Origin of the sequence: Microcoleus sp. FACHB-SPT15 (genome assembly GCF_014849525.1) — a bacterium.
Taxonomy (GTDB): domain Bacteria; phylum Cyanobacteriota; class Cyanobacteriia; order Cyanobacteriales; family Coleofasciculaceae; genus Symplocastrum; species Symplocastrum torsivum.
The window spans coordinates 84,447-110,375 of record NZ_JACJNU010000036.1 but is presented as its reverse complement, the minus strand read 5'-3'; the positions used below and the strand labels follow the sequence as shown (position 1 = coordinate 110,375).

The window sequence follows — 25,929 nt, the reverse complement described above, 5'->3', positions numbered from 1 at the left end:
TAAGCCATGTCAACAGAAAGTTCCTGCTCAGTCGAAACAGCGACTTGGAATTAAAGGGTCTCTCCTCTTTTTTACCACCCCAATGGGTGGTCAGTTACTTCTGCCAGGATGCACTAGTGACATTCCACCATAGGTTTTAATTATTCAGCGGCTGGGATGCTGTTCCTAAGTGGTATCCCAGCGCCTTCTTCTTCATTGTCTGGAAAATGTTGTAAAACCCATTGGCACGGGAAGGCGTTAAGCTAACATTCAATCCCGTATCTTGAATGAAGTCGGGAGAGATTTGCAGAATCTCCTCTGGGGTTGAGCCGTTTAGCCCTTCAATCAACAGCGCTACCAACCCTTTTACTAATTGAGCATCAGAGTCTCCTTGATACCACACCTTACCGTCTTCCAGGTTGGCGGTTAAAAAAACCTGTGATGTACAGCCAGGAACCTTGTTTTCGGGCACTTTATCGGCTTCTGGCATCTCCTTGAGCCGCTTGGCGTACCAGAGCAACTGTTCGTAACGCTGTTTAGGATTTGTACGCCGTTGAAACCGCTCTACAATTCGAGCGAGGGCATCTGGTAAGGGAGTTGAGGTTGATGACATACCCAACAGTTAAGAAGTAATACTCATCTCGATCCTAACTCAGGACATCACTCCATCGTTTGTTAAGGGATATTGAATTCTTTGGCAGTGTTATGAGTTATAAGCCTTTAGGATACCGCTTGTGTAAGCGCTTCCGCCGATGGCGCAATTGCTGCGAAGCCCGAACCCGACGAACCATCCACACACCAAGAAAGTAACTACAAATCGCACAAACTACTCCCACCGCCATGCAGCCGACAAACAGTGGCAAAATAATCTCTGAGCCTAACTCCTTCACTTCCTGCCAAGACTGCAAACTGATATCAGTCAAACTGTTGTCGTTTAGCAGCAATTGCCCTATGTGGAAGTTGAATGCATAAATTGGGACAGAAGTCAAAGGATTACTAATCCAAGTCCCAGCAGCAGCTAGGATTTTATTTCCCCGAAAGAGAATGGCTAACAAAACGCCGATTACTGTCTGAAGTCCGAAGAAGGGAAACACTCCAGCAAATACGCCACAGGCTAAGCCCCGTGCAAGCTTTTCTGGTCGTCCTTGCAAACGAACTAAGCGCCAGTACCAGTACTGCAAGCTTCGTCTAAAACTCTGCTGAAATCCTCTCGACTTCCGCTTAGGAGGAGTAGTTGGTTTTGTCGCTAGGGGTGAGGGCGACGGATAACTTGTTGGCAGGGAATTTCTAGACATAGTGGTAAAACAATTCAGTAATCCTCTACCGTTAGACTGCATTATTCCCAAACTAAATAGCAGGAGAATTTTGATTAGACGTTATATCCAAATTTAGCTTTGGGACTTACGTAATACCTCATACTCTTGAAGGATAAGAGCAAGCATCAAAGACTCGATCGCATTAGAAACTTAGCTTTTATTCAACACTTATGCTCAAATTTAGCCATTAGATATAGTTCCCGTACTCTAAAGCCGTTGGTGACTCAACATAGAGTATAGAGATATCTTTCTAGTATTGTAAAGTTTACTTTATTAAATCTCAACCCTCTGAGATTGCTTTGGCTATTTATTGCAGTGGTGGCTGTAGCTGTCAAATAAAATTTACTTTGGATTTCAATAGAAATTTTCTTTACTAGTGAAAAAACTCTAGATTAATAGTGAATATTTATTAATGTTTCACTAAGATAACAAAGCCAGAACTTGAGCAAAGCACAAGAAGCGATCGCCTTGCTCCAGCTAGTTCAAGCTAGTTGCTCAAAACCCTGTTAGGGTACATATAGCAATCAGCAGTCAGCTTTGGGCGGTCAGCTTTTGGTCAAATCGCCTCTAGCTAAGGAACGCTCTTCTCCAGTTAATGTCCTAACATTCGTGGCTACTGCTATAAATCCTAGAGACTGCCTAGTGACACCAAAGGTTCCCGACAAACCCCAAGTATGAATTTGGAGTTGGAAACCGTACCCAAATCGATAGATACAGTAGCTCACACGAGTCTACTGACCCAGCAATGAGTGTGAATGAAAACACAATCACCCAAGGTGAGCTGATATCCTTCACAACGAGAAGTGCGCTATCTGTTTGAGTCACCGACTATGACAATTTCCCAATCGTGCAAGCCGAGTTCTACCCAACCGATTCTTCATCCCCTCGAACCTCTAAGTGTCGAAGAAATCACAGCCGCTGTCGCTATCGTCCGTGCCTCTCACCCTGTGGGTTCCTACTTTCGTTTTCCTACCGTTGTCCTGAACGAACCCGCCAAAGAAGTCGTTCTCAATTTTCAAGAAGGTGACCCCATTGAGCGAGAGGCATTCCTCATTCTGCTGGACAATGCCACTGGCACTACATACGAAGCCGTTGTCTCTCTCAACCAAGGTACTGTAACTTCATGGCAAGCTATGCCCGGAGTTCAGCCCAACATCATGGCTGATGAACTTGCCGAATGTGAGGCAGCAGTCAAAGCGAACCCAGACTTTCAGGCAGTTCTCAAGCAGAGGGGAATCACAAATCTAGATTTAGTCATGGTAGACCCTTGGGCAGTGGGTAACTTTGGCTTTGAGGAGGAAGAGGGAGTCCGTTTGTCACGAGCGTTATGCTGGCTACGTTCCACCCCCAACAGTAACGGCTATGCTCGACCCATTGATGGGGTAGTGCCAGTTGTAGACCTCAACAAAATGGAAGTCCTCAGAATTGAAGACTACGGAGTTGTCCCCATCCCTCCAGAAGCGGGAGACTATGCCAGTGAGTTTATACCCCAGTTCCGCAACGTCATCAAACCGTTAGAGATTACACAACCCTCTGGACCTAGCTTTGAAGTACAAGGGCACTTTGTTCGGTGGCAAAAGTGGCAGTTCCGTATCGGCTTTACGCCGCGTGAGGGTGTTGTCCTCTATACGATTGGTTACGAAGACCAAGGACAGTTGCGCCCAATTATTTACCGCGCTTCCTTAGCCGAAATGGTCGTACCCTATGGTGACCCTCGACCCCAGCATTTTCGGAAAAATGCCTTCGATGTTGGCGAACATGGTGTCGGGATGCTGACGAATTCCCTGAAACTTGGTTGCGACTGCTTGGGGGAAATCTACTACTTTGATGCTGTCCTGACAGATAGCCGAGGCGAGGTGGCGATTATTGAAAATGCCATTTGTCTGCACGAAGAAGACTACGGCATTCTCTGGAAGCACACGGATTGGCGAACCGAACAGGTAGAAGTTCGGCGAAGTCGTCGCCTCGTTGTTTCCTTCATTGCCACAGTGGATAACTATGAATACGGCTTTTTCTGGTACTTCTACCAGGACGGCACGATTCAGTATGAGGTGAAATTAACAGGAATCCTCTTGTGCGGGGCGCTAGCTGATATGCCTAAGTACGGTACACTCGTTGCCCCAGAGTTAAACGCCCTAAATCACCAGCACTTCTTCAACATCCGTTTGGATATGCAAATCGATGGACAAAATAACTCCATCTACGAAGTCAATAGTCATGCTGAACCCATGGGTGAGGCAAATCCCTACGGTAATGCATTTTTCGCGCAATCCACCCTCCTCAAAACTGAGTTGGAAGCACAACGGATTATTGACCCCCTCGCAGGACGTTACTGGAAAGTCGTTAACCCCAATATCCACAATCGCCTTGGTCAGCCTGTTGGCTACAAGCTCATACCCGGTGAGAATATTCTACCCTTCGCTCACCCCGACTCCTACATCCTCAAACGCGCTGGATTCATGACCAAACACCTCTGGGTCACACCTTACCATCCAGAAGAACGCTTTGCCGCCGGTGACTATCCCAATCAGCACCCTGGCGGGGAAGGGTTGCCCACCTGGACACGAGCAAACCGCTCAATTGAAAATACGAATATTGTGGTTTGGTATACATTCGGTCACCACCATATTCCTCGCCCAGAAGATTGGCCAGTCATGCCAACTGCCTACACAGGCTTCATTTTGAAACCAGTTGGCTTTTTTGATTGCAACCCAGCCCTGGATGTTCCACCTCAATCTAAGGTGTCAGGTCATGTCTGTAGGCAAAAGGAGGATGAGGGAATGGGGTGATGGGCAGGGCTAATTTATTGTCGTTAGAGAAATTGGGGGAGTTGGGAAGGTATGGAGATGAACCTTGAGACTTTTTCTCCTAGCATCTTGATTCAGACCAAGGGCGGATTGCATCAACCTCTTGAACTAGGGACAATCACTTCATACTGCTTAGCCTGACTCAACAGGGGCAGCAATAGGGGATTTTGGTAGGACAAAGCAATGATTAAGTCCTGGATGGTGATTGCGGCTGTAACGTTTGTGGTGTCGCTGGGTGGTGCATTGATTACACCCAACGATATCAAGTGGTTCAAGCGCCTACGACGCCCAAGATGGCTGAATATTTTTGTGCCAATAATTCCCTTAATCTGGACTGTTGTTTTTATTTGCGGTGCTTGGTCAGCTTATATTGTTTGGGAGAGTGACCCAGGTAGCACAAGAACCTGGATACTGATGGGCTTGTATCTCCTGCTAGAAGTGGTTACTATCGCCTATCAACCCCTGTCGCTCAGGCTCCGGAGCCTCAAGGTTGGTACGATTGTTGGTGGAATAGGTGCGGCTTTAGGAATTATCCTTGCCTTAGTTGTCCTATCTGTCTCAATTTGGGCATCTGTGTTGCTTTTACCTTATGTGATTTGGAGTCCGATTGGAACCTACGCAACGTGGGAATTGATGCGACTCAATCCGAGAGATGTTTAAGCCCAGGCTAATTAATGCAACGGTTGCTGCAAAAATTGCCCGAAAAACTAGATAATTAACCATTGTCTTGCCTAAGCGATCGCGTGGCAAGTCAATGCTAATCGGGGAGCCTGATTGGGGCTAGCAATCTGTTGGGGATTGGGAAATAGAAGTAGGGGAAGAGTATTCGCGATCGCTTGAAACTGGGCGACGCGACGACTCACTGCGCTAATCTTAAGGGTTGTTCACTATGAATTTGCTTAGAAGTCGATTGCAGCGTTTAACTGAACAGCTTCCTGACTTGATTGAGCAACTCCCGGATGAGAGCTTGGAAGATGCCTGGACAGTTCTACAACCGCTCTACTATGACTTGTATATGCTCGGAGCTATGCACGATGCACGGCGAAATGTTAGACCTGGGGATTTACTCACTCGTGAAGAGGCGTTGCGAATGCTGTGGTTTCCTTAAGATTATCGGATGAGGTGTGAATGAGCATTGTGGACAAAAATTTGTAGTTTGGAGTCAAAGTCCGCCTTGTGAGGATAGAAGTGCGCTATGCTCAATCCTTTTTGCGAGATCTTAGGAACTTGGAGTCAGCGGCATACCAGCAGGTCTGTCAAGTCGTCTTTGATGAGTTTCTAGTGCTAAACCAGATTCAAGACCTGCCAGGGTTGAAACGGATTAGCTCAAATACGATCTTTTACCGATTTAACGTAGATAACTATATGGTCGGTATCGAAGTGACAGGTCAAATTGTTAAGTTTCTGCGAGTTTTACCCAAACCCTATATCTAAAGTCATTACTAAAAAACCGTGAACAACTCACAACCAACCTCTTAAACTTGTGATTGGTGAAAGCAAACGTTTGAGAGCTACATATGGATGCTGCTGCACTTTGGCAACGTTACCAAGACTGGCTTTATTATCACGAAGGATTGGAATTTTACCTCGATGTTAGCCGTATGCGGTTTGATGATGCCTTTGTCGAGGCAATGCAACCGAAGTTTGAAAAGGCGTTTAAGGATATGGATGCCCTAGAAAAAGGCGCGATCGCAAATCCTGATGAAAACCGTATGGTGGGGCACTACTGGCTACGCGATCCCGACTTAGCGCCAACGCCTGAACTTCAACAAGAAATCATCAATACCCTAGAACAGATAGAAGCCTTCACCGAAAAAGTCCATACGGGAGGAATCCATCCCCCTGGAACATCCAAATTCACCGATGTTATTTCCATCGGGATTGGTGGTTCTGCCCTTGGGCCGGAGTTCGTTTCGGAGGCGATTGTCCCACTCTCACCCCCTTTAACGATTCACTTCATTGACAATACCGACCCGGATGGGATCGATCGCGTTCTCACCAAGCTGCAAGACAAACTTGCTAGCACTCTGGTACTCGTCATCTCTAAATCAGGAGGGACACCAGAAACTCGTAACGGCATGATTGAAGTAAAAAAAGCCTACGAATCAGTAAATATTGACTTTGCTCCCCACGCGGTTGCAATTACTGGCAAGGACAGTAACCTAGATAAACTCGCTCAGTCCGAAGGTTGGCTAGCAAGATTTCCCATGTACGACTGGGTAGGAGGACGTACCTCAGAAATGTCAGCCGTGGGACTTGTCCCTGCTGCGTTGCAGGGGATTAACATCCGCGAAATCCTTGCTGGGGCAAAAGAGATGGATGCTGTTACTCGCGTACCCCAGATTAAACAAAACCCAGCCGCAATGCTAGCCCTTTCTTGGTACTTCGCTGGCAATGGCAAGGGAGAGAAGGATATGGTGGTGTTGCCCTACAAAGACAGTTTGTTGCTCTTTTCGCGCTACTTGCAACAGCTAGTGATGGAATCTCTGGGTAAGGAGAAAGACTTAGAGGGCAATACCGTTTACCAGGGCATTGCTGTCTACGGCAACAAAGGCTCAACCGACCAACACGCCTATGTCCAACAACTACGCGAAGGTGTCCCTAATTTCTTCTTAACGTTCATTGAAGTCCTAGAAGATCGCCAGGGAACCTCCCCAGAAGTCGAAGCCGGAGTAACTTCAGGCGACTACCTATCAGGTTTGTTGCAAGGAACTCGACAAGCGCTGTACGAAAATCACCGAGATTCAATCACCGTTACCATTCCTCGTGTGACACCTCGAACCGTTGGTGCTTTGATTGCCCTCTATGAACGTGCTGTAGGGATTTATGGTTTCCTGGTTAATGTCAACGCTTACCATCAGCCTGGAGTTGAAGCTGGGAAGAAAGCGGCAGCGGCTATTCTGGATTTACAGAAACGGGTGATGCAGGTACTAGAGGATGAAAATAGTGCGATCGCTCTTTCTGACTTAGCACAAAAAGCTGGGGCATCCGACCAAGTTGAAGCGGTTTATAAACTGCTGCGTCATCTTCAAGCCAACAAACGAGGTGTTATCTTAGAGGGTGATTTAGGAAAACCTAACAGTTTGATGGTTTCTGCGAGTTGATGGCTAAGCGAAGCAGCTACACAGTTGTCTTTGCACTAGTTCGTCAGCACCGAATGAGATGGCAGAGTTGGCTTGTAACCTGCATGTGATTGCGCTAAAGAGCGATCAATTAGAATGACCTTGAAGTAATAGGCAAGTGCGATCGCGCCTGTATCTCCTTCTACTGGTTTAATTCAGTGGAAGGAGATTATTATTAGTTTATGGAGCCTTTCTACGTTGAAAATTTCACTAAAGGAATTTCTCCACAATTAGGCTCTATAGACAATCTCCTACTTTGGCACAGAAATTAAGTTATTGCGATATATTTTTCAGGCTCAAACTCATCTTTGTTTAAGGCATACTTGACCGCCTCTTGATTTGTTGCCTGATGAATAAACGTCTGCTCAAATTTCAATCCTGCTTTTTCCATAACACGGATGGAGGCAGTATTAGCTACTAAAGCCGTGGATACTATTCGTTGAGTATCTAACTCACAAAAGCCTTTGACTATTAATGAGCGGGAACCTTCTGTTGCATAGCCTTTACCCCAGGCAACTTTTCGCAAACGATATCCCAGCTCAATTTCATTCTCGTTATTAACGTTCACTGTAATGTTGTCTAATGCTGGTCTGAGATGGAACCAACCGATAAACTCATTACTCGACTTTTCAATGACTGCCCAAAATCCATACCCCTCATAGTTTTCATAGTAATTAATAAATTTAGGCAAGATTTTGCTTTTAATAGCTTCATAGTCTGTATCTATAGGGTCTCCTCCATTAATAAGTCCTATATTGGTGAAGCGAATGACTTCGCGATCGCTATCTAACTCAAATAAGTGGTCAGCATCATCTTCAGTAAACTGACGTAGAATTAATCTTTGTGTTTCTAGAAAAACTTTCATGATATTTCTGTGAGTAGCCTTTGTGAATTGCTGCCTGGATGTCGAGCCTGATTTTATCATTACTACTACACAAACGAAGAGGCAATTTATATTGATAATTTGCAAAATACCTTGCTTCTTTCTTAATATCTAAGGAAAGTCAATTTCCAGGAACAATTCAGCCTGAGGAATGAGTACTTAGAAGAACTTCTACACTCACTGATTTGTTACCTAAGGCTGACAAAATTGCACGATCTTTATTAGTTTCAAGCGACACTTTTTCTCCAGTAGTTAAAACAACGTCTCTTCCGGCAACGGTAATCCAAGCAGTGCCAGCCAAAATATGTAGCTCTTTGCAGGCTGAGGGAATCCGGAACACCTCGCTTTTTTCAAGGGTAAACTGGCAGGGTACTAAAAGCTCTAGATTGCTCTTAAACAGATTTGTTAAAACTCCAAATCGGTTTGAGCCAGAACCGAAATAACTTAATAGTGTTGATAGGGAAAAAATCTTCACTAAAGTATTACTCATAACTAAACGCATGAGTCCCAACCTCTCTTTGTTTTAGGTAGTATTTCTTAGCTGATGTCTTTAATGTATTGGTTCTCCTCTTAAGAACCTAATCATAGGTTGAATGATAACTATGAATAAATTAGATAGATTCTTGCCGACTAGCTCAGACTCTTAGTTGGCAAGCTCACTCAACCCGTATTCCTACTGTCATCTAAAAGCTACTAATCTGAAAAGGTACAGTCTTTTAAACTTTTACTAGAACAGTTGTTAAATCAGTTAACTGTTCTAGTGAAACAGTATTAAACTGTACCAGCAGATCGTTCGATGAATTAAGAAAAAGTCTCAAACAAGTTCTTGATTCTATCTCTTCTGAAGCGATCGCTTCTATTTGTGGATGGCACTAAGTGCAAGAAGGAAGCTGATCGGCATTTAAATTGCATTTAATAGACGGGCAAGATGCCCATCCCACAAGAGTTTCAAATTAGAAGAACAGGTTGCCGAACTCGATTCTGTAAGCCTCACCGCCAGCACGTTACTATCTTTAGAGAACTTAATACTATAAAACTGCTTTTAAATGGAGTAAATAACACTAATGGAATTGGCGACGTTTGGAGCTGGTTGTTTTTGGGGTGTGGAGGCAGCATTTCAGAAAGTCAAAGGAGTAACATCGACTTCTGTTGGGTACATGGGAGGGCATTTTCCCAACCCTTCGTATCTCGATGTCTTGTCGAGGATAACGGGTCATGCGGAAGTCGCACAGGTTGAGTATGACCCGTCAAAGGTAAGCTATGAAGAGCTTCTCGATGTGTTTTGGAACATCCACGACCCCACGTCGCTCAATCGGCAAGGTGCAGATAGAGGGGAACAATATCGATCAGTGATATTTTTCCACAATCCTCAACAGGAGGAGGTGGCAAAACGCTCGAAGGAGAAGCTCCAAATGTCTGGTCGGTTTGACAAAGACATTGTGACAGAGATTAAGCCAGCAAAGGAATACTACTTGGCTACCGAAGAGCATCAGCAGTATTTCGAGAAGAAAAGACAGCGAAGTCACTCTTGAGCAATAGCTATGTAATCTTGACAGGACTTACGCACTGTTACCACATATAGTAGGGGCGCACAGCTTAAGATTGGCTTGGCGGTTGAAACCGCAGCTATACAAACAAAACCTGCCTACGCAGGTTTCATACCGTGCCTCTGGTTTGGTATCCAAGATTGTTTAACGCTACACCTGAACAGCGATCGCAGTGGAAAGTAAGCGGTGGGGATTACGGCATTCACTGGGAGGAGATAGATGAGGATCTCAGTACAGAAGGTATGTTACGAGGTGCCCCTGCTCCGAGGCAAAACTTATCTGCGGCAGAAGGACTTGCAACCCAGTGAGCGATTGTCTATTCGTCCTCACGTTTTTAAGGGAGCAATCGCACCCAAACACATAGATTGGATAGTTCAGTAAGCTAGGCTGGAAGGGTTGCCAAATTAATCTCAATACGTCGTTAGAGTCAATATGTCTGAGGAATCAACCATTTGGATTGTAGCTGAGGAAATCTCTGAATCTACCAGTGTTAGTGGAGCCAAAGAGAGCGTCGATATCGGCGGTAGCTTGAGAGGTAAAGTCTCTGAAAAGGTGACGACTGTTGTGACTAAGCGTGTGCCAATCGATGCAGTAGCCTTGAAAGCTCAAATGAGTGGATTACTGAAAGTGGTGGGAGAGCTATTTGACCAAGCTGAGCAGCAGAGTGGGATGAAACTGAATGAAGTTCAACTCTCAGTGGAAATCAACGCTGAAGGTCAGGTCAGCTTGGTGGGAACTGGGGGGAAAGTAGCAAATAAGGGTGGGATTACCCTGAAATTTACTCGTCCATGAGTCAAGTCTTCAATTCTGTTGCAACTTTTAGAGGTTAATGGGCAAAAACTGGGCGCTCACGATTGGCATTAACCAATACTACAATCTGCAAGACTTAAACTATGCTAAGCGTGATGCAGAGTTAGTGCGACATTTTTTCCTCAATGAAGCAGGATTTGAGGAAGTCTTCTTTTTCTCAGACGACTCACCAGAGATTATTCCATACTCTGGTAAACCTATCCCCACGCAACCAACATTTGGTAATCTGCGGCGATTTCTTCGAGCACAGTTTGAAGAGCGGTTAATGGCACCAGGAGACAATTTCTGGTTTTTCTTTAGTGGTCATGGTTTGCGTTATGCCGACCGCGATTATTTAATGCCTTGTGATGCCGATCCAGAAGATGTAGAACATACAGCTATTTCCATCAATTATGTGACGGATCGCTTGCGTCGTAGCGGGGCAGACAATGTAGTCCTGATTCTCGATGCTTGCCGCAACCAAGGACAAAAAGATGGACGTGGAGTAGGGGATGAAGAACACCCCGGCGTCATCACCGTTTTTTCTTGTAGTGCTAACGAAAAATCTTACGAAATTGAGGATGAGAAATTTCAGCAAGGTTCATTTACCTACGCCTTGCTAGAAGGTTTGCGGCTTCAGGGTGAAGCTAACTGTGCCACCGTTGAAAGGCTATACCAACATCTGCGCCATCGCGTCCCCGAAATCAATCGGCGGTATGGGAAGCCCCCACAAACTCCCTACCTCATGGCTGAACCTCCTTACAAAATGCACTTTATCTTGCTCAATCAGCGAGCTACTCTTAAAGATACTGAACCACTCAAATTTCAGGCATCTATTGCGGAAAATAGAGGTGATTTCGATTTGGCAAAGCAACTATGGCTTAGAGTACTAGCTGTCTCTAGGATTGACAGAGATGCGATCGAGGCAATCGAAAGAATTGCTCTGAAAAAGATAGGACAACCACATTCTTTTCCTCAACATCCAGTTAGCACCGATACATCAGGATTGAAATCATCAGTTTCGGAACTCCCAAAACTTTCAGCAACGCCATCGGACAAACTAACAGCCAAATCTAGTTTAGAAAAGCGCAGTGTAAACCCCTTAGTTTCAGCAACACATACTATAAACAATGATAAATGTAGACAAGTACGTGCATCTTTAAAAGGAGTAAAATATGTGAAATTTACTTTACAACGGAAAGGTTGGAGTCAAAAAGTACTTGCTGAACATTGTTATCTATCCCGAACAACTATCTCTCGATTTTTAAGGCAAGAGCTAATTAACAATAATACCTTTGTTGCTATCTGCAAAGCCTTGGACTTAAACCCGGAAGAGATTTTAGCTCATCCTACTACTACTCCATTAATCTCTAATACCCAAAGGATTCAATTTTCTAGGGCTAACCCTTTGCCTTCTACTACCCACATCTTTGAATTTGAGGTGATATCAGTAGATGAACGGGGACAAGAAGTAGAGCGTTATCACCAAACTTCGGAACATCGCATTGAAGCTCTTGGCGATGGAATTGTATTAGAAATGGTCTTGATACCAAACGGTACATTTCTGATGGGTTCACCAGAAACTGAAGCAGGGCGGCTCAACAACGAAGAACCTCAGCACTCAGTAAAAGTCCAATCTTTCTTAATGGGCAAGTATCCTATTACCCAAGCACAGTGGACAGTCGTTGCTTCTTTCCCTAAAGTTCATCAAGACCTTGAACTAGCTCCATCACACTTTAAAGGTACAGATCGACCCGTTGAACAAGTTTCGTGGCATGATGCTGTTGAGTTCTGCGCCCGCTTGTCCAAGAAAATAGGGCATGAGTATCGACTATCAACTGAGGCAGAGTGGGAATATGCTTGTCGTGCTGGAACTATAACTCCTTTTCATTTTGGAGAAACTATTACCCCCAAACTATCAAACTACGACTGTAACTACAGGTATAGGTCTAGTCCCAAAGGAACCTATCGCAAGCAAACAAGCCCAGTGGGATATTTTCCATTTGCCAATACTTTTGGATTGTTTGATATGCATGGCAACGTTTGGGAGTGGTGCTTAGACCAGTGGCACCAAAACTACGACGATGCACCTACTAATGGGAGCGGATGGCTAACTGGGAGTAAGAATAACTTGCGGGTATTGCGGGGTGGCTCCTGGTACAACGATCCGAGAGATTGTCGTTCAGCGTTTCGTTACAACTGGGATTCAGAAGATAGACTCAATCGCATTGGTTTTCGTGTCGTATGTCCCCTTGCCTGAACTCCATAGCCTTTGTCACTCTATTCATCTTCCTCGCCCTCTCCTTCGTCTTCATCCCAAGAGGGTATATAAGTTGAGCATGAAGGCTGAGTTTCACCCCGTTCTATAGCTAGCGTTTTACGATACTGTTCTGCCTCAGCAATCTTTGTAAATTGAATTTCTGTCTCTTTTACAATCTTAGTCTCCAGTGCAATGTTTTTTACCACTAGAGCAATTTCATCTAATGAAACTCTAAAAAATTCTTTCCGTTCATTGACTTTATTGACACTTCGGTCACGAAAATATTGGTGCAAAAGATTCTCCATTTCTGGTACATCTTCACAGAAAATTCTTGCATGAATATCAAATGGAAATGGAACTGATGCCCCACTTAGCTCTCTAACACGTTCCTCCGGTTGCCGTCGTGTCCTCCCAATCTTATAGATATTTTCTCCAAAAGAACCAATATTTGAAATAATGTAGACATACCCTGATTTACTCATCTGAGCGCGAGATATAACTCTCTGTTCATTAGTACGAGCCTCTTCAAGTTGTTGATTTAGCTGTTGGATTTTAAGTTCTAGTTGTTCTCTCTGTCTACCTACAGCCTGCTCAATCTCTCGACGAGCTTGTTCTAGAGCCTGTTCACGGCGGTTTACTTCTTGTTCAGCCTCTTTTCTCGCTTTTTCTATCTCTCTACGCGCTTTCTCTTCCTCACGCATTTGTTCTCGAATTCTTCGCTGTTCTTCAAGCTCATCATGCTTCTTCTCCTGAAACTCATGAGTAAGATACAGTTCTTCTAGTTTGAGATTAAGATAGTTGCGAGTAATTTCAGTACGATTTGTTTCTGATAATTTATTTATTTGTTCAAAAGCTTTAATTATTCTGTTTTCTAAACTTTTAGCATTATTATATTTAACCTTTGCGATTGCAGCATCACATTCACCATTAAATGCCCTCAAGACAAGCTTTATAAATTCATTTGTCATTTTTTTTCCTTTTTTGGCGCTGCCTTCCACCTCCCATTTCACATGGCAGATAGCAGCCATATCATTTTTAATCATTGCACTTTGTTTAGCTTTTATTTGTTCAAGCCTTAACTTGTATCTCTCAGAGCTGCCAAAGTCATACTTGGATTTGTAAAAACCAAAGCTTTGAACGTACTCTTCTTCCTCTACTTCATCTAGTTTTTGTTTAAGATTTTCTATTTGAGCAGATAGCTGTTCTTGTTCTCTTATAAGTTTATTGAGCTTACTTTCTTTAAGATTAATATTTGAATCTAGTTGTCTTTCAAACTCTTCTTTGGAAAAGAGGTTATCATACTTACGTAAACGTTTTCTAAGTCTAGTTCGTTCAATCTCCGCCTGTACATATACACAAATCAGTGTTGCTGATGCTGCTATTATGATGAGCGTTGTCAACATATGACCCAGTATTCCTGCTTTCGTGCCTTTTAATCTAACTCAAAGCTTCAAGATTGAGGTACTGTACACAGATTGCAAGAAGCTTTGAGTACAGCTTGTCTATTGCATTATCGAAGCGAACAAGATTTAGAGAAAAGCAGGACACAATGAGGAGATGCGCTCACGCTAAATCGATCAAAGATTATCAGGGTCAATCCCCCGCTCCTGCAATTTAGCAATCAAGTCTGCAAGTTGCTGCTCTGCTCGCTCAGCCCTTAACCGCTCTTGCTGAATTACATTCTCTGGAGCAGGAAAACGGTTACCTTGCTCGTCATACCAGTACAACCATTCACGACTCCAACCCTCATGAGTCCCCTGCTCATACCCAATCCCCAGCCCAACTTCCGGCATCCACACGGGATTTCCCCTCTGCCGCACGTAGGCTCCCCTCTCTAGGCGATAAACCTCAAACGGCTCATGCTTGTCCCGTTTCCAGTAGTCGGAATTATAGATGGTGTAATAAAGTACCCCCATCTCTGCATACTTGGTCATCTTGTCGTCGTATTCACCACCAGGCGTTTTAGAGACAACTTCCAAAACCCACTGAGGTACAACGTTGTTTTCTTGCCAGACGACATAACTCAATCGCCCCTTCGCACTCCTGCGCCTTGGAACTCCCAAACTCAAGAAACCATCTGGTGCGATCGCTGGTTTTTCAGGGTTATAGTAAATTCCTAAGTTAACTCCCAAAAACCAGTCCATTCGGGAAGCCCACAAAAGAGCCAGGATTGCTCGTAGCAGATTAGGAATGAGGATTTGCAGCTCATTATCCACAGGGGTATTGTCAGTTTCAGGCAGATCTTCTTCTGTGGGCAGGTATTGCAACGAGTTGTACTCTACCATGACGACTACCCAAGGGACTTGATGACTGTATTTTAACGGTTTTAGCTCTCTAGAGGCAGCGGTCGAAGTCGAATCTGTAACGGCAGCTTTAGCGATCGCTTCCTGCTTCAGCATCCTTATGTTTGTAGTTTATGAGCGATCGCAACCACTGCCAAGATTAAGCCTTTGTGCCAGACAGGCGAGTCATTTAGGTTGGGTTACGATCTCAAATAAGAAAGTTGGAAAAAAGCGATGCTATGACCGTAACAATAGCCAAATGGACGGTAGACGAGTATCACCGTATGATTGCAGCGGGTATATTAGATGATCGGCGTGTGGAGCTACTGAAGGGAGAAATTGTAGAGATGTCACCGGAAGGGGAACCCCACGCCTATTTCAGCAGTGAAGCAGGGGAATATCTGACTCGATTATTGGGCGATCGGGCCATGATTCGCCAGAGCAAGCCGATTACCCTTTCTAACGATTCTGAACCGGAACCTGATCTCGCCATTGTGCAACGCTTAGGGCGTGAATACCTTGAGCATCACCCTTATCCTAAAAATATTTTTTGGCTAATTGAATATTCAAATTCCAGCTTAGACAAGGATTTGCAGATAAAAAGTAAAATCTATGCTGAAGACAACATTCCAGAATACTGGGTGGTCAACCTCAAGAGGAGACAGCTTGTAGTATTTCGAGACCCACAACATGGGGAATATGCTTCAAAATCCACACTAACTGGAGGAACGATTTACCCTTTAGCGTTTCCAGATGTAGTTGTATCGGTAGATTCGATTGTCAGTATGTAGGAGCAATTCCTTCGGGATAGCCGTGAAGGCACTGATACCATCCTCGATATTGAGCTTGCTGTGGACTTCATTGGTTTGGCAGACGGATTGACCTTTGGTCATAAGCGCGATCGCTCAATTGCCTCAACTAGAATTATGAGGGGCAAAAGCGATTAGTCAACAGCAGTCTAGTCTAAGCTATACGAGGGGATTAGGGAGCAACTGATGAGTACAGCAAAGGCAATTCAACAACTGCAAACTGAGTGGATAACACCAGAAAACTTTCGTCCTTATGGGCAAGTCATTTCGGCTAGTAAAGATGGCAAATTCTTTGATGCAGAAGATGCTCAGTTAAATCTCCAGAACGGAACACCTCGGTTTTACATCATGCGACTCTATAAAAAAGGTCGCAAGTTTAATAAAATCACTCGTCATGTCCAATGCACTCAATGTTTAGGCTCTTTGGAAGGGAAAGACTGGTTAATTGCTGTTGCACCACCTAACAATGAGACTGAACAACCAGCCTTAGAGGACATTGCTGCTTTCCGAATTCCAGGGAATTGTTTTATTAAACTAGAGATAGGAACTTGGCACGCTGGGCCTTATTTTGAGCATGAATTTGTAGATTTCTATAATCTAGAACTAAGTGATACGAATGTCGTTGACCATTTCACTCACAGTTTTCTAGAAAGTCATCAAATAGAATTTGAAATGGTCTAGTTTTGTTTGAATTTAATATTTTGTCAGCTCGGTAAGGAAGATTTGTGGATGACGTAGAGGCGAACAATCTTTTCCAAATGGGTTATGTCCTTTTCGTAGATTAAGCCGATTTTCCGTGCAACGTTCTGAGAGGCGATGTTTTTAGGGTTAATCAGCGCAACAATGCGATCGCATCCTAGTTGCTCAAAGCCATAATCCCGAACCGCAAAGGCGGCTTCCGTTGCTAGTCCTTGCCCCCAATACTCTTTGGCAAGGACGTAGCCCATTTCAGTTTCCGGCTGTCCTTCTACCTCCTGCGGAATCAACCCACAACTACCAATCAACCGATTGTCAGCTTTGTGAATAATTGCCCACATCTCAAAGCCAACTTGGGAGTCGTTATCAAATATCCACTTGAATAACTGCTGCGTCTCTTCAAATGTTCGAGGACTCCCCCTGAACGCCATCCCAACAGGGTCGGCATAAATGGTTGCCATGTCGTTCAAGTCGTCCCAGGTAAAATATCTCAGAAGCAGTCTTGAGGTTTCTGTAACTACCATCTCATGAAAGCATTACGGCTCATTACAAGTCCCGGCTGGTACGTTGGTAATTGTTCCTGTCTGTGTGACCGTACCATTATTTGGTTGCTGAGTATCTTCCAATCGTAATGTTCCGGCTGTTTGCGTTAGTTGGAAGCCAGTGGTACTGATGTTACCGTTCAGCCCCAAGCAGAGGTTAGCAGTACTTTGCGTTACTGCATTCAAACCGGGAAGTGTGGCTGAGTTATTGGTCAAGCTGTTCAGCCGAATACTGGTATCGAAGCGAGCATTATCATCAATGATGATATTGATTCCTGAGCCATTAGTCTGCCCCTCGATAGTGTTATTGCTAATTGTTGCTCTCAAGACAGGAGTACGACCACTTACAGGGAAAAAAGGAGGCACAACAGGAGCCATACGGATATCAATTCCGTCATCATTGTTGTTTGTAATCTGATTATCTGAAATTGTTAAGTCAGCTTCAGCAGCGTTATCGAGGTTGACAAAAATGCCATCGCCACGGATTGGAGTACCGGGAGTTGTACCATTACTAGTAATGATGTTATTGGTAATGGTTAGATCTCCTTGGGCAGTTCCAGTTAGCCCGATCGCGATCGCATCTTCAAAGTTATTCTCTGCTCGATTTCCCGAAATTGTTAGTTCAACATCTCCAGCAGTATTTAATAAACTAATTCCTTGTCCACTCGGAGGCAAAGGAAGCAAACCACCAGGAATAAAACCGGTTGTACCACTGACAGTGTTATTGGTAATCGCAACGGTGCCAGTAACATTTTGCAGGGAGATGCCTTGTCCAGAGGGAAGTAGAGCAGCATTAACACCAATGGTATCGGTAATGGTGTTGTTGTCGATCGCAACTGTTCCAGCCGTGTTACTCAGTGCAATCCCTTCATTACGGGCAGTTGTGATCGTATTGTTGCTAAGCGTCAGATTACTCAGGTTCTCACCGGAAATCCCGCTATCGCCAGAATCGCTAATTTGAAAACCAGAGAGTGCGATCGCACCGGGAGAATTGGCTAGTGAAACACCGAAACTCCCCGCATTCGTAATCTCACTCTCATTGTTCCCAGTAAAGCTGATTGAACCAGTGATATTGGCGACAGAGATGCCAATAGCCGCCGGGTTGGTAATAGTAATTGCACTATCCGTACTAATTGAACCAGTGGCATTAACAACGGAGATGCCATTAACCGTAGGGGTAGTGATGATAATCGGACTGTTTGTAAATGTGGCTGTTCCAGTAACCGTATCGAGTGAGATACCGTTTGTTGTAGAGTTGCGGCTTGTAATGGTGGTATTTGCGATCGCAACATTGTTGATGTTTGTACCTGCGATCGCGGCAACTCCCTCACCTGTAATGCTACTGTTCGTTACCGTAACAGTTCCCGTCGTTGTTCCCAAGAAGATACCTGCTTCGCTTGAACTGGTGATAGTACTGTCTCGAATCTCAGCATTGCTGATGTTCGTTGCGACAATTCCAGCACCCGTCACACCCGTAACCGCAAACCCAGAAAGAATAGTATTGTTCCCCAGCGTCACAGTATCTGTAATCGTCGTTCGCACTCCACTACCCGAACCCGCCAACTGAACTGTTCCCAGTTCTACCGTGTTAATCTGTTGCTCTGGCCCAGTTGACCACAGTTGCACGCCATCCGGAATAGTAAACCCACCTGGACTTGTCCCAGCTTGCACATAAACAATATCACCTGCTTGCGCGACACCCACAGCCGTTGCAATTGTCCCAGCAGGATTTTCAAACGTACCGTCACCTGCCCCGCCATTTGGGTTGACGTGTCGGAATTGCCACGGCTGTCCAGTTGCGGGGTTTGTTACCAAGGTTGTGAAGTTCTCGTTGAATGACTCGAATTCAACCTGTTCATCCACAATGATGTTGTTTTGACGGGCAACGGATTCTCCCAATCGTGCCAGAACTTCTTGGTTTTGTGTGCTGCCTCTGGGACGAGTTCCAGGGAAATTAGCCGCTACATTGAAAATGACATTCGTGCCAAAGGTATCGTCATCTTGCAAAGACAACCCAAAACGGAAGTAATCAGTGGGGCGAACCTCCAAGCGTGCCTTCCAGCCCAAAATCTCATCACTACCGGGAGCATCATAGAAGTATCCCCCGACGTAGCCCCGAATATCACCCGTTGTCCCGATCCGAACTAGCCGCGCACCTCCCTCAACATCAACGCCTGTCATTGCCGCTTCAAAGCGACGGTTAATTTGCCCCTCTCGGCTTCCTGTAATCGTCAAAAAATTTCCAGAGAACCCAGCGTCTGAAACCAACAGTCCAGTATCGAAACCCGTTTCTTCCACCAAGCGGCGCGTATCACCAATCGGAACGTAGACATTACCTCGAAAGTCCTAGATTTCCCCTAAACTTTCAAATCCAGCACTAACTTGGTTAAAGGTGCTGCTACCTGTATTTCGATTGTCATAGGCGAGATAAGCACCAAGAACACGGTTACTGGTTAGGTTGTAAACTCTGTGTCCCAAAAGGAGGTTACCGCCAAGATTGGCATCGTTGTCTAGAAGCAGTCGTCCTTCTAAAAAGGTGAGGGTACTACCAGGAGTTTGGAGTAGGGGAACAAAGCCCTCGAAGGAGGTAAAGGCGTCATAACTTGCGCCAGAGGTACTGTAGCCGACTCCAAAGCGAGGACGGATTGTTAAGTCAGCGGCGGAACCTGTGAGGGAGGGAGGAGAGGATTCTTCTACGGTTTGGGCAGATAGAGGAGAGATTAACGCCCCAATCAGTAGGAAGCTCATGCCAAGTATACGTGCTGACTGGTTTAGCAAAGTCTTCCTTAGGATAGGGGACAATTTTCGCCCATATCTTAGCTTTTGCTTTCAGCGATTGTCATGGATTGTTATAGTTTGATTGCTTTGTAGATCAAGTTGGCGCTTTTTGTCAGTAGTCAGTTGTCCGTTGCAGGTGACAACTAACATCCCTGCAACTGATTGGGCAAAGTTAACTACGATACCGTTCAGTCAGCGCGATCGCCTTCAAAATATCTGCATCTAAATTGATATAACAAGACTTCATGAGTACAACATCAGAACAAGAATTATCCCCAGCCTCACAAGCGAGTGAGGACTACCCCTTAAGTGCTGTTCCCCCGGAGGCGCGAAAGCCCCTGTGGTCGGTTGCTTTAATGCTTTTGGGGTTTACCCTTTACTCAGGAACGTTTTTCGCTGGGGGGTTAGTTGGTCCTGCTTTCCGTTTTTGGGATTTGGTTGGCTTAATCCTGATTGGTAACTCAATTTTGGGTGCTTACGCGGCTGCACTGGGATACATTGCTGCTAAAAGTGGTCTTTCTACTGTCTTAATGGCGCGTTTCAGTTTTGGCAGTATTGGTTCTCGCTGGGTTGATTTTATTCTTGGCTTCACGCAAATTGGTTGGTATGCCTGGGGTTCAGGTTTGATTGCAGATTTGCTCAACAAGCTTGCGGGTATGCCAACGTCTTGGAACTGGCTAGCGATTCTCTTCTTTACTTATTTCTTTTGCATCACGGCTTACATCGGCTATCGGGCAATGGATTGGTACAGTCGCCTTGCTGTTCCAGCAATTATTATTCTGATGTGCTGGAGTTTAGCGATCGCATTTGGTAAAGTTGGCGGTTTAGAAGGCTTACAAGCTGTTGTCCCTTCCAAAGAACTGCCCATAGGTGCTGCCCTCACCATTATTGTTGGCACCTTTATTTCCGGTGGAACCCAAGCGACAAATTGGAGTCGTTTTGCTAATTCTGGACGCACTGCTGCACTCGGCACCTTAGCCGCTTTCTTCCTAGCAAATGGCTTTGTTGTATTTGGTGGTGCTTTTTGCGCCTTGGCATATGGCAATGAAGATATGGTGCAGGTAATGGCGTTGCAGGGATTAATGTTCTGGGGCTTGATACTCCTGTTTTTGAATATGTGGAGTACCCAGGACAACACGATTTATGCGTTCTCTGTTGCAGGTGCCCATGCCTTCCGCAGCAATAAGCGAACGGCATTTGTTTTGGGAGGTGCGACGATTGCTCTTGCTCTTGCTTTTGGTGGTATCTATACCAGTGAAAAATTCATTAATTTTCTCATCCTGCTGGGTACTTTTATTCCCCCAATTGGCGGTGTAATCATGGCTGATTACTGGTTATATCGTAGAGGTGAGTTTCCTGCTTTAGAAGAACGGCAACCAGCGTTTAACTGGGCTGGTGTGATTGCCTATATTGTTGCTTCAGCGATCGCTTATTTCTCCCCTGGGATTAAGCCTGTTAATGGCATTATTGCTGCTGTTGTCCTCTACTTTATTCTGAGCAAAGTTATTCCTCAAACGGCACAAAGGAGAGCCAGCAATTCCTAATGAAGAAAGACATTAATTTAGCTGCTTATATTGAGCAAATGAGTGAAATACTCGACTTGCCAATTAACCCAGAATATCGCCCTGACGTTATCAAAAACTTTGCAAGCATTTGTGCGATCGCTACTTTGGTAACAGACTTTCCCCTCCCTGAAGATATAGAAGCTGCCCCTGTATTTGAACCATGAAATAATGGACTTACAAAACGCTGATGCCGTTACTACTGCTAAAGCTATTAAATCGGGTGAACTTACTGCTAAAGCTGCTGTTAGTGCTGCCCTAGACCGAATCACTACTCATAACGAAACCTTTAATTGTTTCACGGCTGTCACAGCAGAGACAGCATTGGCAGATGCAGAGAAAATCGATCAGGCAATTGCCCAAGGTGAAAATCCTGGTTCTCTCGCAGGCGTTCCTTTTGCTGTAAAAAACTTATTCGATATTGCGGGTTTAACAACCCTTGCAGGGTCAAAAATTAACGCCGAAAATCCGCCAGCTACCCAAGATGCTACGGCTGTTACTCGACTAAAACAAGCGGGTGCAGTGCTAGTTGGGGCGTTGAATATGGATGAATACGCCTATGGCTTTGTGACTGAAAATAGCCATTACGGTTCTACTCGCAATCCTCACGATCTGACTCGCGTTGCTGGCGGTTCCTCTGGCGGTTCAGCCGCAGCAGTGGCGGCGGGATTAGTTCCTCTTACATTAGGTTCTGATACTAATGGTTCTATCCGAGTTCCCGCATCCCTGTGCGGAATTTTTGGCTTGAAGCCTACCTATGGACGTTTATCGCGTTCCGGTGCTTTCTTATTTGCTGGTAGCTTTGATCATATTGGGCCATTTGCGCGTTCTGTGCAGGATATTGCAACTAGCTTTGATGTTCTTCAGGGAGCAGATAGTAGTGACCCAATTTGCACCACTCGTCCCCCAGAACTGTGCTTACCTCAACTAAAACAAGGGATTGAGGGGTTACGAATTGCCGTTGCTGGTGATTATTTTGCTAAAGGCGCAGAACCCGAAGTGATGAACGCGGTAGCGAAAGTTGCTCAGGCATTGGATGTTACAGCATCAGTGAGGCTACCGGAACCCCATCGTGCTAGGGCGGCAGCGTATATTATTACAGCTTCAGAGGGAGCTAATCTACATTTTGCCAATTTGCGATCGCGTCCTCAAGATTTTGACCCGGCAACACGCGATCGCTTTTTAGCAGGTGCGATGATTCCGGCTACCTGGTACATTCAAGCGCAACGATTCAGGCAATGGTATCGCGATCGGGTTCGGGAAATTTTTGAGACAGTTGATATCATTCTTGCTCCCACAACGCCTTGTGTTGCGCCCCCACTGGGAGTAGAAAAGATGGTAATTGCCGGAGAAGAAGTGCTAGTTCGTCCTAATTTAGGATTATTCACTCAACCCTTATCCTTTATCGGCTTACCTGTCTTATCTGTCCCAGTCCATCATCCCAATCGCTTGCCACTGGGAGTACAAATTATTGCCGCCCCTTACAATGAAGCACTAATTCTACGAGTTGCTGCTGTACTAGAAGAATTAGGAATTACAAAAGCCAACTGTGAATCTGCCCGTTCTAGTCATGAGTAGCTCTGAAAGCCCCGATCATGAGAACTAAGCAATCTTTAGAAACAGCTTCTTAATGGTATTCTCAAGCTTGGAAGACATAGCTTTAAATTTCTATCTTGCGATAAGTGCCTTCATTCTTCCGCAGAAAAGCTGTCTCAACCCAATGAAGCCTGAACTTTCTGGCTCTCAACGGACGGTCAACTCCGACGCAGTAGGAAGGACACGCTACATCACCGTTTTGTAGGGTCAGTGGAGGCGAGGAGGCGGCTTGCAGATGTCTATCGATCGTTTGTCTACAGGAATTTCGGGACTCAACGAAGTTCTGTTCGGCGGCTATGTTCCTGGTCGTGCTTACCTGGTTCGAGGGGGACCGGGCACCGGCAAAACAACGTTGGGAATGCATTTTTTAACGTCGGGAGCCGCGAACAGCGAACCCGTTTTGTTCATTACGCTGGCAGAAACGGTTGCCCAACTCCAAAGAACGGCTGAAGGATTGAAGTTTGACACTCAGGGCATTACTTTTCTTGACCTTAGCCCTACTTCCGAATTTTTTGCTCAAGTGCAGACCTATGATATTTTCTCACCTGCTGAAGTAGAGCGCGAACCGACGACCCATCGCATTGTGGAGCAAGTCGAAACCCTGAAGCCGCAGCGAATTTTCATTGACTCGATGACGCAGTTTCGCTATCTAGCTACAGATACCTTCCAGTTTCGCAAGCAGGTGCTGTCGTTTCTGCGATTTTTGACAGAGCAAGGCACCACGGTTCTGTTTACCTCAGAACATAGCGTCGAAGCCCCCGACGATGATTTACAGTTCATGAGTGATGGAGTACTCAATTTGAACTTTAGTGGGGGCGATCGCACCCTATATGTCTCCAAGTTTCGAGGCAGTGGTTTTCGGGACGGCTACCACAGCATTCGCCTCACCAGTAACGGAATGCAGCTTTTCCCAAAATTGATACCCCAAGTGTTTGAACGAGCGATTACCACGGAAACCATTTCCTCTGGGATTCCAGAAATTGACGAACTGCTGCATGGTGGCATTGAGCGCAGCACGATCACGATCATCAGCGGGCCTAGCGGCGTGGGAAAGAGTACGCTGGGGCTTCAGTTTATGAAAGAGGCAGCCGGACGGGGAGAGCGATCGGTGATTTACACCTTTGAGGAAAACAAGGAAACGCTGTTGCACCGGGCTGAAGGAGTCAATGTTCCGGTTCACGCGATGCAGGAGCGCGGCACCCTCTCGATTGTACCAATCGAACCGCTTCACTACACCCCGGACGAATTTGCCAACCTCGTGCGGCGGGAAGTAGAACACCAGCAGGCACAGATTGTCATGATTGATAGTGTGTCTGGCTATCGACTCTCGGTTCGAGGCGAAGACTTAACGCCTCACCTCCATGCCCTGTGTAAATATCTGCAAAATATGGGAGTCGCTGTCCTGCTGATCAACGAGGTTGAATCGATTACAGGAGAATTTCGGGCAACCGAAATTGGCATTAGCTATTTAGCAGACACCATTATCTTTCTGCGCTACCTGGAAATACGCGGCGAACTGCGACGAGTGATTGGCGTTCTCAAGAAGCGTATGAGCGATTTTGAAAAAAACCTGCGCGAATTTCAAATCAGTCGCTACGGGATTAAGGTTGGTAGTCCACTCAAACAGCTTCGAGGTATCCTCACGGGTGTCCCTGAATTGCTGGAAGATGAGTAAGCGATGAACCGAATTTTGATCTTTATTGAGCAGACGGAAAACCGCCGCATCCTAGCAGAGTGGCTTGGACGATCTTACGAGGTGGTGGTAGGAGAATCTGCGGTGCAAGCAGGTAAAGCCGTCCCACTGCTAAACGAACCGTTTGACCTGTGCATTCTAGATGGTCCAGCCTTGCATCATTCATGGGAATGGGTACAGGCAAGAAAACAGGCAGAGCAGCCTGTATTTTTGCCCGTCCTGCTGATTACACTCCATTCTGATGTCAAACTGTTGACGCGACATCTCTGGCAAACCGTTGATGAACTCATTAGCAAACCGATCGAAAAGTTAGAGTTGCAGGCACGGGTGGAAATGCTGCTGCGATCGCGACGGCTTTCCCTTAAGCTTCAAGCTGCACTGGAGCAAGAACGCGAACTCAAAGAACTAAAATCTCGTTTCGTCTCAATGGTTTCTCATGAATTTCGCAATCCGCTCAATATCATTTCTGGATTTACTCGCCTGTTAGAGCAGCACGACTTGCCATCCGAACGGCGAACCGACTTTTCCCAACGGATTCAAGCGGCGGTTAAATCCATGACGGCTTTACTCGATGATGTCCTGGCGTTTGGCAAAGTTGAAACGAGTGCATTAGCTGATAATGCTACGGTGCTGGCGATCGAACCGTTCTGCCGCAAATTGATTGAAGAAATTAAAGTCGGCATGGGAAGCAATCACACTTTTCAGGTTGACTGTGAAGATGAATGCTTTACGGTTCGCGTCAATGAAGCACTACTACGACAGGTTCTGACGAATCTACTATCTAACGCGATCAAATATTCAGCCCCCCAAAGCACCGTTCGGCTTAAATTCCAGTGTCAAGCAGAGGTGGCAATCTTTCAAGTGCAGGATGAGGGCATTGGCATTTCTCCAACCGATCAAGTACGGTTGTTTGAATCCTTCTACCGTGCCAGCAATGTCGGTAAGATTCCTGGAACTGGCTTAGGGTTGGCAATTGTGAAACAGGTGGTTGAGCAAGCGGGTGGAACGATCTCAGTGAGTAGTGAGGTTAATGTTGGGACAACGTTCACCGTAATTTTGCCGATTGGCAAATAAGCAAGCTTTTTGGGCAGATCGCCGCTCAGGATGCTTGATGAGAATTTTGTTAACAAGAGCCTGCGGGAAATCCCCCTGACGTGAAACGACTGGGGGATGAAAGCTCTCGGAACCGGAGGAACGGAGGTTTCCAAGTTCCTCAATTTAGTTTTATCCCTAATCATAATAGATGGTAAGATTAGGAGTAGGAGGTA

General features: G+C 45.5%; 25 protein-coding genes and 1 pseudogene. 16 read left to right on the top strand and 10 right to left on the bottom strand.

What is annotated here, in order from left to right; all coding sequences use genetic code 11:
- Positions 1 to 136: 136 nt before the first annotated feature.
- Both H6F98_RS12630 and H6F98_RS12625 read right to left on the bottom strand, forming a co-directional pair.
- Positions 137 to 592, bottom strand: coding sequence for a SufE family protein (locus tag H6F98_RS12630; protein ID WP_192219037.1), 456 nt, complete (start codon positions 590 to 592; stop codon positions 137 to 139).
- 97 nt (positions 593 to 689) lie between these two features.
- Positions 690 to 1,274 carry a DUF2062 domain-containing protein gene (locus H6F98_RS12625; RefSeq protein ID WP_192219036.1) on the bottom strand — a complete coding sequence of 195 codons (585 nt, stop codon included), beginning with the start codon at positions 1,272 to 1,274 and terminating at the stop codon, positions 690 to 692.
- 851 nt (positions 1,275 to 2,125) lie between these two features.
- Between H6F98_RS12625 and H6F98_RS12620 the strand changes: the two genes are divergently transcribed.
- Both H6F98_RS12620 and H6F98_RS12615 read left to right on the top strand, forming a co-directional pair.
- Positions 2,126 to 4,084: a primary-amine oxidase gene (locus tag H6F98_RS12620; protein WP_192219035.1), complete on the top strand. Its 1,959-nt coding sequence runs from the start codon at positions 2,126 to 2,128 to the stop codon at positions 4,082 to 4,084.
- Between the two features lie 201 nt (positions 4,085 to 4,285).
- A complete protein-coding gene (locus H6F98_RS12615) occupies positions 4,286 to 4,762 on the top strand; it encodes a TspO/MBR family protein (protein ID WP_192219034.1) in 477 nt (158 codons plus the stop codon).
- 71 nt (positions 4,763 to 4,833) lie between these two features.
- On the opposite strand, the gene H6F98_RS34055 is transcribed toward H6F98_RS12615, so the two are convergent.
- Positions 4,834 to 4,965: a hypothetical protein gene (locus H6F98_RS34055; protein WP_277927571.1), complete on the bottom strand. Its 132-nt coding sequence runs from the start codon at positions 4,963 to 4,965 to the stop codon at positions 4,834 to 4,836.
- 26 nt (positions 4,966 to 4,991) lie between these two features.
- Here H6F98_RS34055 and H6F98_RS12610 point away from each other — a divergent pair, with 26 nt between their 5' ends.
- From H6F98_RS12610 to H6F98_RS12600, 3 genes are all read left to right on the top strand, one after another.
- A complete protein-coding gene (locus tag H6F98_RS12610) occupies positions 4,992 to 5,210 on the top strand; it encodes a hypothetical protein (RefSeq protein WP_192219033.1) in 219 nt (72 codons plus the stop codon).
- Between the two features lie 68 nt (positions 5,211 to 5,278).
- Positions 5,279 to 5,536: a cytotoxic translational repressor of toxin-antitoxin stability system gene (locus tag H6F98_RS12605; protein WP_192219032.1), complete on the top strand. Its 258-nt coding sequence runs from the start codon at positions 5,279 to 5,281 to the stop codon at positions 5,534 to 5,536.
- A gap of 83 nt (positions 5,537 to 5,619) precedes the next feature.
- Positions 5,620 to 7,206, top strand: a complete 1,587-nt coding sequence (locus H6F98_RS12600) for a glucose-6-phosphate isomerase (protein ID WP_192219031.1) — start codon at positions 5,620 to 5,622, stop codon at positions 7,204 to 7,206.
- Between the two features lie 286 nt (positions 7,207 to 7,492).
- On the opposite strand, the gene H6F98_RS12595 is transcribed toward H6F98_RS12600, so the two are convergent.
- Positions 7,493 to 8,089: a GNAT family N-acetyltransferase gene (locus tag H6F98_RS12595; protein ID WP_192219030.1), complete on the bottom strand. Its 597-nt coding sequence runs from the start codon at positions 8,087 to 8,089 to the stop codon at positions 7,493 to 7,495.
- Between the two features lie 157 nt (positions 8,090 to 8,246).
- Positions 8,247 to 8,597 carry a hypothetical protein gene (locus H6F98_RS12590; RefSeq protein ID WP_192219029.1) on the bottom strand — a complete coding sequence of 117 codons (351 nt, stop codon included), beginning with the start codon at positions 8,595 to 8,597 and terminating at the stop codon, positions 8,247 to 8,249.
- A 574-nt stretch (positions 8,598 to 9,171) separates the two neighbouring features.
- Here H6F98_RS12590 and msrA point away from each other — a divergent pair.
- From msrA to H6F98_RS12570, 4 genes and pseudogenes are all read left to right on the top strand, one after another.
- Positions 9,172 to 9,639, top strand: a complete 468-nt coding sequence (gene msrA, locus H6F98_RS12585; protein WP_192219028.1) for a peptide-methionine (S)-S-oxide reductase MsrA — start codon at positions 9,172 to 9,174, stop codon at positions 9,637 to 9,639.
- A 128-nt stretch (positions 9,640 to 9,767) separates the two neighbouring features.
- A pseudogene (locus H6F98_RS12580) lies at positions 9,768 to 9,962 on the top strand (DUF2442 domain-containing protein); the annotation flags it as partial.
- Positions 9,963 to 10,086: 124 nt separating this feature from the next.
- A complete protein-coding gene (locus tag H6F98_RS12575) occupies positions 10,087 to 10,446 on the top strand; it encodes a hypothetical protein (protein ID WP_192219027.1) in 360 nt (119 codons plus the stop codon).
- A gap of 37 nt (positions 10,447 to 10,483) precedes the next feature.
- Entirely contained in the window at positions 10,484 to 12,703 is a 2,220-nt protein-coding gene (locus H6F98_RS12570; RefSeq protein WP_192219026.1) for an SUMF1/EgtB/PvdO family nonheme iron enzyme, read from the top strand.
- Positions 12,704 to 12,723: 20 nt separating this feature from the next.
- Here H6F98_RS12570 and H6F98_RS12565 read toward each other — a convergent pair whose 3' ends face one another.
- Both H6F98_RS12565 and H6F98_RS12560 read right to left on the bottom strand, forming a co-directional pair.
- Positions 12,724 to 14,106, bottom strand: a complete 1,383-nt coding sequence (locus H6F98_RS12565; protein WP_192219025.1) for a DUF4041 domain-containing protein — start codon at positions 14,104 to 14,106, stop codon at positions 12,724 to 12,726.
- A gap of 174 nt (positions 14,107 to 14,280) precedes the next feature.
- Complete coding sequence (locus tag H6F98_RS12560; RefSeq protein ID WP_313929849.1) at positions 14,281 to 15,102, bottom strand: Uma2 family endonuclease; 822 nt, start codon at positions 15,100 to 15,102, stop codon at positions 14,281 to 14,283.
- A gap of 122 nt (positions 15,103 to 15,224) precedes the next feature.
- Between H6F98_RS12560 and H6F98_RS12555 the strand changes: the two genes are divergently transcribed.
- Both H6F98_RS12555 and H6F98_RS12550 read left to right on the top strand, forming a co-directional pair.
- Positions 15,225 to 15,776, top strand: a complete 552-nt coding sequence (locus H6F98_RS12555) for a Uma2 family endonuclease (RefSeq protein WP_192219024.1) — start codon at positions 15,225 to 15,227, stop codon at positions 15,774 to 15,776.
- Between the two features lie 204 nt (positions 15,777 to 15,980).
- Positions 15,981 to 16,475, top strand: a complete 495-nt coding sequence (locus H6F98_RS12550; RefSeq protein ID WP_192219023.1) for an ureidoglycolate lyase — start codon at positions 15,981 to 15,983, stop codon at positions 16,473 to 16,475.
- 23 nt (positions 16,476 to 16,498) lie between these two features.
- Here the strand turns inward: H6F98_RS12550 and H6F98_RS12545 are convergent, their stop codons facing one another.
- Genes H6F98_RS12545 through H6F98_RS12535 form a run of 3 tightly spaced genes read right to left on the bottom strand, consistent with a single transcriptional unit; the run spans position 16,499 to position 19,780 of the window.
- Entirely contained in the window at positions 16,499 to 17,014 is a 516-nt protein-coding gene (locus H6F98_RS12545) for a GNAT family N-acetyltransferase (RefSeq protein ID WP_192219022.1), read from the bottom strand.
- 12 nt (positions 17,015 to 17,026) lie between these two features.
- Positions 17,027 to 19,330, bottom strand: a complete 2,304-nt coding sequence (locus H6F98_RS12540) for a right-handed parallel beta-helix repeat-containing protein (protein WP_313929852.1) — start codon at positions 19,328 to 19,330, stop codon at positions 17,027 to 17,029.
- Positions 19,331 to 19,378: 48 nt separating this feature from the next.
- Positions 19,379 to 19,780 (bottom strand): hypothetical protein, encoded by a 402-nt coding sequence (locus H6F98_RS12535; protein WP_192219020.1) that lies wholly within the window; start codon positions 19,778 to 19,780, stop codon positions 19,379 to 19,381.
- A gap of 275 nt (positions 19,781 to 20,055) precedes the next feature.
- On the opposite strand from H6F98_RS12535, the gene codB reads away from it, so the two are divergent.
- The 5 genes from codB (at position 20,056) to H6F98_RS12510 (ending at position 25,735) form a co-directional block, all read left to right on the top strand.
- Positions 20,056 to 21,354, top strand: coding sequence for a cytosine permease (gene codB, locus H6F98_RS12530; RefSeq protein ID WP_192219019.1), 1,299 nt, complete (start codon positions 20,056 to 20,058; stop codon positions 21,352 to 21,354).
- Positions 21,354 to 21,539, top strand: a complete 186-nt coding sequence (locus H6F98_RS12525) for a DUF4089 domain-containing protein (RefSeq protein WP_192219018.1) — start codon at positions 21,354 to 21,356, stop codon at positions 21,537 to 21,539. Before codB ends, H6F98_RS12525 begins: the two co-directional genes overlap by 1 nt.
- 4 nt (positions 21,540 to 21,543) lie before the next feature.
- On the top strand, positions 21,544 to 22,950 hold the full coding sequence (locus H6F98_RS12520) for an AtzE family amidohydrolase (protein ID WP_192219017.1): 1,407 nt from the start codon (positions 21,544 to 21,546) through the stop codon (positions 22,948 to 22,950).
- 253 nt (positions 22,951 to 23,203) lie between these two features.
- Positions 23,204 to 24,643, top strand: a complete 1,440-nt coding sequence (locus tag H6F98_RS12515; protein ID WP_192219016.1) for an ATPase domain-containing protein — start codon at positions 23,204 to 23,206, stop codon at positions 24,641 to 24,643.
- A gap of 3 nt (positions 24,644 to 24,646) precedes the next feature.
- Positions 24,647 to 25,735: a HAMP domain-containing sensor histidine kinase gene (locus H6F98_RS12510; protein ID WP_192219015.1), complete on the top strand. Its 1,089-nt coding sequence runs from the start codon at positions 24,647 to 24,649 to the stop codon at positions 25,733 to 25,735.
- Positions 25,736 to 25,929: the final 194 nt, after the last annotated feature.